This is a genomic window from Criblamydia sequanensis CRIB-18 (assembly GCF_000750955.1).
Lineage (GTDB): Bacteria > Chlamydiota > Chlamydiia > Chlamydiales > Criblamydiaceae > Criblamydia > Criblamydia sequanensis.
Genome location: NZ_CCEJ010000002.1, coordinates 1 through 8,399, shown reverse-complemented (window position 1 = coordinate 8,399; position 8,399 = coordinate 1). Strand labels below are relative to the sequence as shown.

Below are 8,399 nucleotides of genomic sequence, written 5' to 3'. Positions count from 1 at the left end.
AAATGGAGTGTTCCTTTAATTCTTCCATTATTAAAAAGAGAAGCATCTTTAATCAAGAAATCAGGCCTTATTTCTGCACTTGACATGGTTAAAGATATATTGTCTTGATTTTGTTTAATCTCTAACAACTCTCCATCATGAAATTCTAGCGCATATTCGCTAATAGGTACTTCGGGAATAAACTCAAGAGGAGTTTCTTTAGATGGAATATAGTTTAATTTGTAAGCGTCGGTTGAAGAGCAGGTTGAATTAATATAAACAATCACATTTTTTAATTTTATAAATTAACTTTTGTTTTTTTTAAAAAAATGTTAGTATCTTTTCGTTAAAACACTTTATTAAAGTAATTAAGGTAATTAATCTATGGAAGCCTCACAAAATCGTCTCCACCCCACCCTTTTTTTAGTAGACCATGAACCCTATCTAGCTAGGCCTCAAGAAAAGCTACATGACTATGTTAAACGAGAGCCGAAATATGATCTTGCTTTTTGCAGGGCTTGGTCAGAATTTGAATTTTCTAAAGTGATACCCATTACAACTGCCTCAGATCTTTTAAAAAAGATAGATGCGATACAAAAAAGCGCCATCAGTCATTTATCCTATGAGTTGCAAGGAAAAGCCACTTCGACTTCATCTGGGCTCGGACGTAATTGGAATTGTGATGAGGAAGGGGTTACAGCCTTAATCCGAGATATCTGGATCAATCGGTTAGACTTTCTGAACCTGGTCGTTGCAGCTCCAGAAACTGCCCCTAAATATGCTCACCTTCAAAAAAACAGCCTTGGTATTACTCTATGCGATAAATATTCTCTTTCTAGCGAATCGTATGATAATCTCAGCTTAGAAGATGGACAAGTTTCAAAAAAAATTATCGCAACAAACGGATCTGACAGAAATGAAACTTTTGAAAGGATCCAAAAAGAGCTGCTTCTTCGTTACCGTGATGACAAACAATGGAAAGATGCTTCCTATGACTACTCACCTTTTGGATTATTTTCTATAATTGACGACCCCGCTGAAAAGAAAAACAAAATCCTTCAAACGCTGCAATCTTATTTTGACCAAATAAAAGATAGTTCTTCCGAAGAAGAGAAAATCAAAATCATTGTGACTACTCTGAGAACTTTGATGTTATTGCATCCCTATCACGATGGTAATGGCAGAACTTTTTATATTTTAACAAACCTGCTGCTCCATCAAAATCAATTAAAGCCTACTCACCTTAAAAATATGTGCCTCTACGAGGGACTTACTGTTGAAAGATTAGTAAGGGAAGTCATCGAAGGCCAAGAGAGATTCGAAGCCCATTTTGGAAGCCTAGAAGAACTCTCTTCCGGACTATTTCGCTATAATGAGGCTGTTCTGCAATTGAAACAACTTATAAATAATAGGTCTTTGCCAAATTCACCGAAACATTCATTTCTTGAAAGGAATTTCAACTTACTATTTCGTCAAGTGGCGGCAAGCGATAAACAAAATGAGCTGCTTCAATTCTTAATCGAAAAGGCTTCCATCTTAAATATTGACCTCTTTTCTAAAGGCGATAAATCAGGAAATGCCTTAGATGTGGCTATTAAATATAACAACAAAAAAGCGATTGAACAATTAAAACAGGTTGGCCTTACTCCAAGTTTAAGCTAATTTTTTATTTAAGCTCCTGGCTAAACCCAGGAGCTCAAATGCTTTAACCTTTAAAAGAAATTCCTTATCGGATTGTTTATATTAATTCAACCTGCTCTTCAGACGACGCTTACCATAAAATAGGGATAAGTTTTATTAAACTCTAAATAATGTTTGACAGTTTCATGATCACTTAACCTCCTATGTACCATCGAGGTAAATTCATCTTTCTTTAAACAGGAGATACATGGGGTATTATTAGAAAAATCTACTCTATTTTCAGATTAGCGGTTCCCAGTAAATCTTTTGCGCACCAATTTCAATAAGATCGCTTTTAAGTCTATGATAGGTTGGAAAATAGCTTTCCCACTTTATAGAGATTTCTAACTGATTATTACTGAAAAACTTTATATAGGATATTTCAGCTAAATCAGCTTCCATTTTTAGTTCCTCCATTACTTTTCTATTTTTAGTTACAAAGAGAACTCTATCAAAATGAAGTTTGCCTTTCATTCTTCCATTTTTAACAAGAGAAGCATCTTTAATGATAATCTCAGGCTTTATTTCTGCACTTAAGATTGTCAAAGCTATATGGTCTTGATTTTGTTCAATATCTAATAATTCCCCATCATGAAATTCTAGGGCGTATTCGCTAATAGGTATTTCCGGTATGGATTCATGAGGAAGCGCTTCAGGAGGGACATTCTTTAATTTTGAAGGAATAAGACATGAGGCTATTGATCCTTGAGCCACTTTGTTTCCGTTTCTATCAAAATATTTTTCGTTCTTATCTTTCGCCTCCGGATTTAGATGGTGAAAGTGAGGTCTAGAGGCGAATTCAGGAAGGCTTGGTTCTTTAAACCAGAAGGGATCTACCATGTTGGGATTTTCCCAATAAATCTCTTCTGCCATTATTTCAATTCTAGAATCTTCTTCGATTTTTCGTTTTGGTCTTAAAGTTTGCCAAATCACATCTAAGATAACTTTATGTTCTTCTATTTCTAAGCTAAAAATATCTCCGTTATCAAATAGCATTTTTAGATCAGTACAAACCTTGCCATCAATTTTAATATTCTCTACCTTATCTAAATGCAGTTTTCCTCTAATGGTTCTATCATAAGAAAGTGTGATATTGTCGACTAGATCTTCTGGATTCATTTGCATGCTAATTAGCGATATCGTCACATTTTCTCTATTTTGCTCTATATCTACCAATATTCCATCGTGAAAATAAGCTTCATATTTTTGGATGTTCATTAACGTTGTCATAAGAATCTTCACTGAGGTTTAAAGGATTTATTTTACTTTTCCCAAAATACAAAACCTTCCCCATCATAAGCGGTGGTTGCTATTTGAGAAACATTTTCACAAATATTTTGAAAGTCTTTTTGGGTAAGATTTTTTGGTAAATTGGAAATTTTGTTTGCCATTACCATCACAGAATGCCAAGCTGACTGGGTGGAAAAAACAGCTGAATCAACAGATTCTTTTCTGACTCCTGAAGAAGCTATATAATAAACTTCGTCATTGTGGATGGATAATTGCAACCCTTCTTTTTCAAGGTTTTTATCATATGGGCGCAGTTCAAAGTCTTCGAAAATAACTATTCTTTCAGACTGTTCAGACAAAAAATCAAATACATAGTTGCAAACCTCTGTTTCAATAATTCTTGGAAGAGGGACATATTTACATTGAACAAATGTAGGATGACTTTTTAGAGGTTTATTTTGAGGAAGTATACCCCCATGCCGAAAATCGTACATTTTTTCTAAATCAGCAGTTTCTACTAATAAAGTAAAAAATCTTCCTTTTTCGAAGGTTATATTTTTTGTTATTTCTTTGGATAATGCTGTTCCCCAATTCATATGATCTATGAAATAGGGGTAAGTTTTATTATACTCTAAATAATATTTAAACAGTTGCATACTCATATGTTCCATCAGAATAATTATTTCTTTAGATCCATTTTCATAAATTCACTGCAAATATTGGAATTATGGAATGAAATTCAGTCCTCTAGATTGGGCAAAGATTCCCAATAAATTTTTTTTGCTTCGATTTGAAAATGATTACCTCCAAGCTCGCGAAAATGAGGAGAATAGGTTTCCCAACTTAGGCTAATTTCTACAATTTCAGAACTGATAAATTTGATATAGGAGACATCTCCAAATTCATTCTTCATGACAATAGGTTTAGTAAACAAAAAACCATTTTTAAGAACTCTCAGAACATTATTAAAATGAAGCTTACCTTTAATTCTCCTATCATTTGAAAGTAGGATCTTCTCTACTGTTACCTCTGGTTTTATTTCTGCACTCATAAGAGTCATGACAATATTATTCTTAGATTGCTCAATATTAATTAAGACACCATCATGAAATTCTAGCGAATATTCGCTAATAGGTATTTCAGGAATAAATTTATTTGAGACCTCTTTAGAAGGAATAGTGTTTAATTTCGAAGGAGCCAGACAAGAGGCTAAGGATCCTTGAGCCACTTTCATTCCATTTTTATCAAAATACTTATCATGCCTACCTTTGGCATCTGTGTTCAGATGGTGGTAATGTGCCCTGTTTTTATATTCGTGAAGTCCAGGTTCTTTAAACCAAAAGGGGTTAAGCATGTTAGGAATATTTTCCCAATTAATTTTTTTTGCTTCAATTTCAATTTTGGAATCATTTTCTATCCTTTTAATAGGTCGTAAAGTTTGCCAAATCACAACTAAAGTGACTTTATGTTCTTCAATTTCTAAGCCAAACAAATCACCGTTATCATATTGCATCTTAATTGTTTGTCTTATTGAACCATCAACTACAATTTTCTCAATGTTATCTAAATGTAATTTTCCTCGTATTGTATCATCTAAAAGATTAACAGGACTTATTTGTGAACTTATAAGAGCGATAGTGACATTATCATTTTCTTGCTGAATGTCTACAAGTATACCATCATGGAAATAACCTTGATATTTTTGGATATTCATTACTGTCCTCAAACTATTTGTCAGGGGCTTCATCTGGATATAAATGGGATTCTTCACTGTATTTACCGCAAGTATCTCCATTTTCATCTAAATAATAGTCTTTATCTTCTTTGGATGTAGGATTATACCAATGATAAAGATCTCTACCTTTATGTCCAGGCTCCCCTTCTTTGGCTTCATCAAAACGAATTTTTTTACCGTCTTCTCTATTCAGAAAATCATGATGTCCATGGGCTTTTGCTTCAGGATGTCCGACATCTTCCCAATCGGGATGGTTAAAGGGATCTTTAGGAAGCCAAGAGAGCTCGTTTAGCTTGGACATGCTTTCATAGGCAGCGTAGCCAAGGGCGGCTCCTATGAGTGTGCCTGCGATGCATTCGGCTGTGACAAAACCTGCGGTAAGTAAAGATGGGATAAAAACGAGCTGGCCGTCGGGATGCCTACTGAGGTCTTTATGCCAATTATATCTAATGTTAGTTTTTAGAAATTATATTCGTAAACATACCTTTTCATTATCACCAATTAGGATCGTTTAAATCTGGTACAGGTTCCCAGTAAATTTCCTCGGCTTCAATTTCATAACTGGAGTTCGCAATTTCTTTAAAATGAGGTTTAAAAGTTCCCCATATAACATCCAAGAAAACTTTATTATCTTCAATTTTGAAATAAGTTATGTCCCCACAATCAGAGTACTTTTTCAAGACACCCTCAAAAAATTTGTAGTTATAGATAATATTTTTTATTTTTTTGAAATGCAAAACTCCTTTGATACGTCTATCTTGTGATAAAGGAATGTCGTTGATTCTAACGTTGGTATTGATTTCAGCACTGATAATAACTAGAGAAAGATCTTTATCTTTTTCTTTTATATCCACAAGAATGCCATCATGAAATTCCATTTCATATTTTTTTAAAATTTTTAGAGCACCAATATTAGGTGAAATAACCTTATTCCAGGAAAAATTTTTTTCGATAAAATTATTTGGAAGCAGACAAGAAGCATTACTACCTTGAGATACCCCATTACCATTTTTATCTAGATATTTGTTTCTATTTCCTGTTGCTTTCGGGTTCAAACGATGATAGTGAGCTCTATTTTCATATTCTGGTAAGAAAGGCTCAGTGCGCCAAAAAGGATCAAGAAGATCAGGAATATTTTCCCAATAAATGCTCCCCGCATCTATTTCAATTGTTGAAAATCCTTTTTCTCCCTTATCAACTCTAAAATTCTCCCAAATGACTTGTAAAGTGATACTTTCTTTGATCTTAAGCTTAAAAATATCTGCACATTCAAAAAACATCTTTAATTTTTTTTGGAATATTTTATTATCAATTTTTACAGTTTTTATGTCCTTTAATCTAAGCTTACCTTTAATTCTATTATCGAAGGAAAGAGCCATCAAACGTTTAATTTTAAACACATCGTTTGGAGGAATTTCGGCACTTATCATTGAGAAAGTGATCTCATCTCCGAATTGTTCGATATCCATCAAAGAGCCATCATGAAAATAAGATTGATATTTAGCTAAATTCAAGGGGCCTTCTCGGAGTCTTCGGATTGATAATTAACCAATGTCTAGTTTTTAGTTAAGCGGTTCCCAGTAAATTTTATTAGCTTCAATTTCAATAAGATCACATCCCATACTTCGATAAGAGGGGAAATAGCTTTCCCAGCAAATAGAAATTTTTAGACGATTAGAGCTAATAAATTTTATATAGTCTATATCTCCAAATTCAGCTTCCATTTTTAATTCAGGCACTGCCATTCTGTTTTTAGTTAAAAAAAGAACTGTCTCAAAATGGAGTTTACCTTTCATTCTTCCATTTTTAACAAGAGAAGCATCTTTAATGATAATCTCAGGCTTTATTTCTGCACTTGTAATTGTCATGGCAATATTGTCGTGAATCTGTTCAATCTCTAACAACTCTCCATCATGAAATTCTAGCGCATATTCGCTAATTGGTATTTCAGGAATAAATCCAAAAGTAACCTCTTTAGGAGGAATAGTGTTTAATTTTGAAGGAATAAGACATGAGGCTATTGATCCTTGAGCCACTTTGTTTCCGTTTCTATCAAAATATTTTTCGTTCTTATCTTTCGCCTCCGGATTTAGATGGTGAAAGTGAGGTCTAGAGGCGAATTCAGGAAGGCTTGGTTCTTTAAACCAGAAGGGATCTACCATGTTGGGAATGTTTTCCCAATAAATAGCTTCTGCAATTATTTCAATCCTAGAATCTTCTTCAACTTTCATTAGGGGTCTATAAGTTTCCCAAATCACATCTATTGTAACTTTATTTTCTTTAATTTCTAAATCAAAAATTTCTCCACTATCATAAAGCATATTGATTAGAGAGATAGTCTCTCCATCCATCGTAATTCGTTTCACTTTGTCTAAATGCAATTTTCCCTTTATTTTATTATCATAAGAGAGCAGCATTGGGTCTTTCATTTCATCCGGGTACATTTCAGAGCTGATCATAGAAAGTACTACGTTATTTTCTTTTTGATCGATTTCAACAAGAGTCCCATCGTGAAAATAAGCTTCATATTTATGAATATTCATTAACCACTCATCTAAATACTAGTTGTCAGAAATTAATCTTCTAGATTAGGTAAAGATTCCCAATAAATTTTTTTTGCTTCGATCTGAAATTTGTCATTTTTCAATTCTTGAAAACGAGGAAAATACCTTTCCCATATTACGCTAAGTACTACTCCCCCTTCATAAAACTTTAAGTAGTAGATACTGGCAAAATCAGAAAACATATTGAGTGGTCCTTGAAAATCTTTGCCCCACTTTAAGATTTTAGTTACTTCATCAAAATGAAGGTTCCCTTTAATTCTATTATCAAAAGATACCTTGATATTATCTATGTCGACTATTCTAGTCTTCAGCTCGCTACTTATAATTGTTAAAGTGAGATTTTGGTCTTTATGCTCGATATTAATTAGATTGCCATCATGAAACTCCATTTCATATTTGGAAATTGGTAATTTTTCATTATAGTTTGAACTAAAATCATTGCTTTTGATTTTTATTGAATCAGTTAAATATGAAGCTAAGCTTCCTTGAGCAGTTGGATTGCCCTCTTTATCTAAATATTTGTTGTCTTTACTACTGACTTCCGGATTAAGTTGATGATAGTGAGAACGTGTTGCATACTCGGAAAGAGAGGGCTCTGTAAATTCGAAGGGATCTAGAAGGGTTGGAATGTTTTCAAAATAAATTTCTTCGGCTTCTATTTTTAATTCTGAATACTTTTCATCTTTAACTACTGGCCGTAAAGTTTTCCATAAAAGAAATATTTTTATTTCATTTTTAGAAACATTTAGGTTCAAAATCTCAGCGCGGTCATAAAACATTCTTAATTCATTCAAAGGAATATTTTTTTTATCAATTAGTACCTTTATATTTTTTTTTACTATTATTTTTCCTCTTATAGTACCATCATGTGCTAAAGGAATTTTTCTTTCTAAATCGTTTAGGTCAATTTCACAACTAGAGATAGATATTTCAACAGTATTTTTTATATGAATTATATCTATTAATGTGCCGTCATGAAAATACGATTGATATTTAGCTAAATTCACACAACCTCATCAATTTTCTTCTGATTCTTCACATGAATATAAATGAGATTCATGGCTTGATTTCCTACAAGGTTCTCCATTTGAGTTCAAATAATCTTTCCCTTTTTCTTTACTAGGATCCGTATTATACCAATGATAATGATCCCTACCTTCATGTCCAGGTTCCCCGTCTTTGGCTTCGTCATAACGAATTTTTCTGCCATC

General features: G+C 33.1%; 9 protein-coding genes and 1 pseudogene. 1 reads left to right on the top strand and 9 read right to left on the bottom strand.

Annotated elements, in window-relative coordinates; translation table 11 throughout:
• Positions 1–266, bottom strand: a 266-nt coding sequence (locus CSEC_RS13400) for a hypothetical protein (protein ID WP_041016738.1), incomplete at its 3' end; no start/stop codon positions are given.
• Positions 267–363: 97 nt separating this feature from the next.
• Between CSEC_RS13400 and CSEC_RS01820 the strand changes: the two genes are divergently transcribed.
• Positions 364–1,641, top strand: coding sequence for a Fic family protein (locus CSEC_RS01820; RefSeq protein ID WP_041016737.1), 1,278 nt, complete (start codon positions 364–366; stop codon positions 1,639–1,641).
• 258 nt (positions 1,642–1,899) lie between these two features.
• Here the strand turns inward: CSEC_RS01820 and CSEC_RS01815 are convergent, their stop codons facing one another.
• From CSEC_RS01815 to CSEC_RS13210, 8 genes and pseudogenes are all read right to left on the bottom strand, one after another.
• Positions 1,900–2,889, bottom strand: coding sequence for a hypothetical protein (locus tag CSEC_RS01815; RefSeq protein WP_154017598.1), 990 nt, complete (start codon positions 2,887–2,889; stop codon positions 1,900–1,902).
• A gap of 32 nt (positions 2,890–2,921) precedes the next feature.
• Complete coding sequence (locus CSEC_RS01810) at positions 2,922–3,551, bottom strand: hypothetical protein (RefSeq protein ID WP_154017597.1); 630 nt, start codon at positions 3,549–3,551, stop codon at positions 2,922–2,924.
• A 77-nt stretch (positions 3,552–3,628) separates the two neighbouring features.
• The gene (locus CSEC_RS01805; RefSeq protein ID WP_041016734.1) at positions 3,629–4,603 is read right to left on the bottom strand and encodes a hypothetical protein; all 975 of its coding nucleotides are present in this window, start codon (positions 4,601–4,603) and stop codon (positions 3,629–3,631) included.
• A 13-nt stretch (positions 4,604–4,616) separates the two neighbouring features.
• Positions 4,617–4,925 (bottom strand): hypothetical protein, encoded by a 309-nt coding sequence (locus tag CSEC_RS01800; RefSeq protein WP_041016733.1) that lies wholly within the window; start codon positions 4,923–4,925, stop codon positions 4,617–4,619.
• A gap of 193 nt (positions 4,926–5,118) precedes the next feature.
• Positions 5,119–6,138 (bottom strand): hypothetical protein, encoded by a 1,020-nt coding sequence (locus tag CSEC_RS01795; RefSeq protein ID WP_041016732.1) that lies wholly within the window; start codon positions 6,136–6,138, stop codon positions 5,119–5,121.
• A 48-nt stretch (positions 6,139–6,186) separates the two neighbouring features.
• On the bottom strand, positions 6,187–7,167 hold the full coding sequence (locus CSEC_RS01790) for a hypothetical protein (RefSeq protein ID WP_041016731.1): 981 nt from the start codon (positions 7,165–7,167) through the stop codon (positions 6,187–6,189).
• A 32-nt stretch (positions 7,168–7,199) separates the two neighbouring features.
• Positions 7,200–8,195, bottom strand: a complete 996-nt coding sequence (locus tag CSEC_RS01785) for a hypothetical protein (RefSeq protein ID WP_041016729.1) — start codon at positions 8,193–8,195, stop codon at positions 7,200–7,202.
• 9 nt (positions 8,196–8,204) lie between these two features.
• A pseudogene (locus CSEC_RS13210) lies at positions 8,205–8,399 on the bottom strand (hypothetical protein); the annotation flags it as partial.

Coding starts and splice junctions, on each gene's coding strand:
- CSEC_RS01820 (WP_041016737.1), top strand. CDS start 364: ATGGAAGCCTCACAAAATCGTCTCCACCCCACCCTTTTTTTAGTAGAC.
- CSEC_RS01815 (WP_154017598.1), bottom strand. CDS start 2,889: ATGACAACGTTAATGAACATCCAAAAATATGAAGCTTATTTTCACGAT.
- CSEC_RS01810 (WP_154017597.1), bottom strand. CDS start 3,551: ATGAGTATGCAACTGTTTAAATATTATTTAGAGTATAATAAAACTTAC.
- CSEC_RS01805 (WP_041016734.1), bottom strand. CDS start 4,603: ATGAATATCCAAAAATATCAAGGTTATTTCCATGATGGTATACTTGTA.
- CSEC_RS01800 (WP_041016733.1), bottom strand. CDS start 4,925: ATGTCCAAGCTAAACGAGCTCTCTTGGCTTCCTAAAGATCCCTTTAAC.
- CSEC_RS01790 (WP_041016731.1), bottom strand. CDS start 7,167: ATGAATATTCATAAATATGAAGCTTATTTTCACGATGGGACTCTTGTT.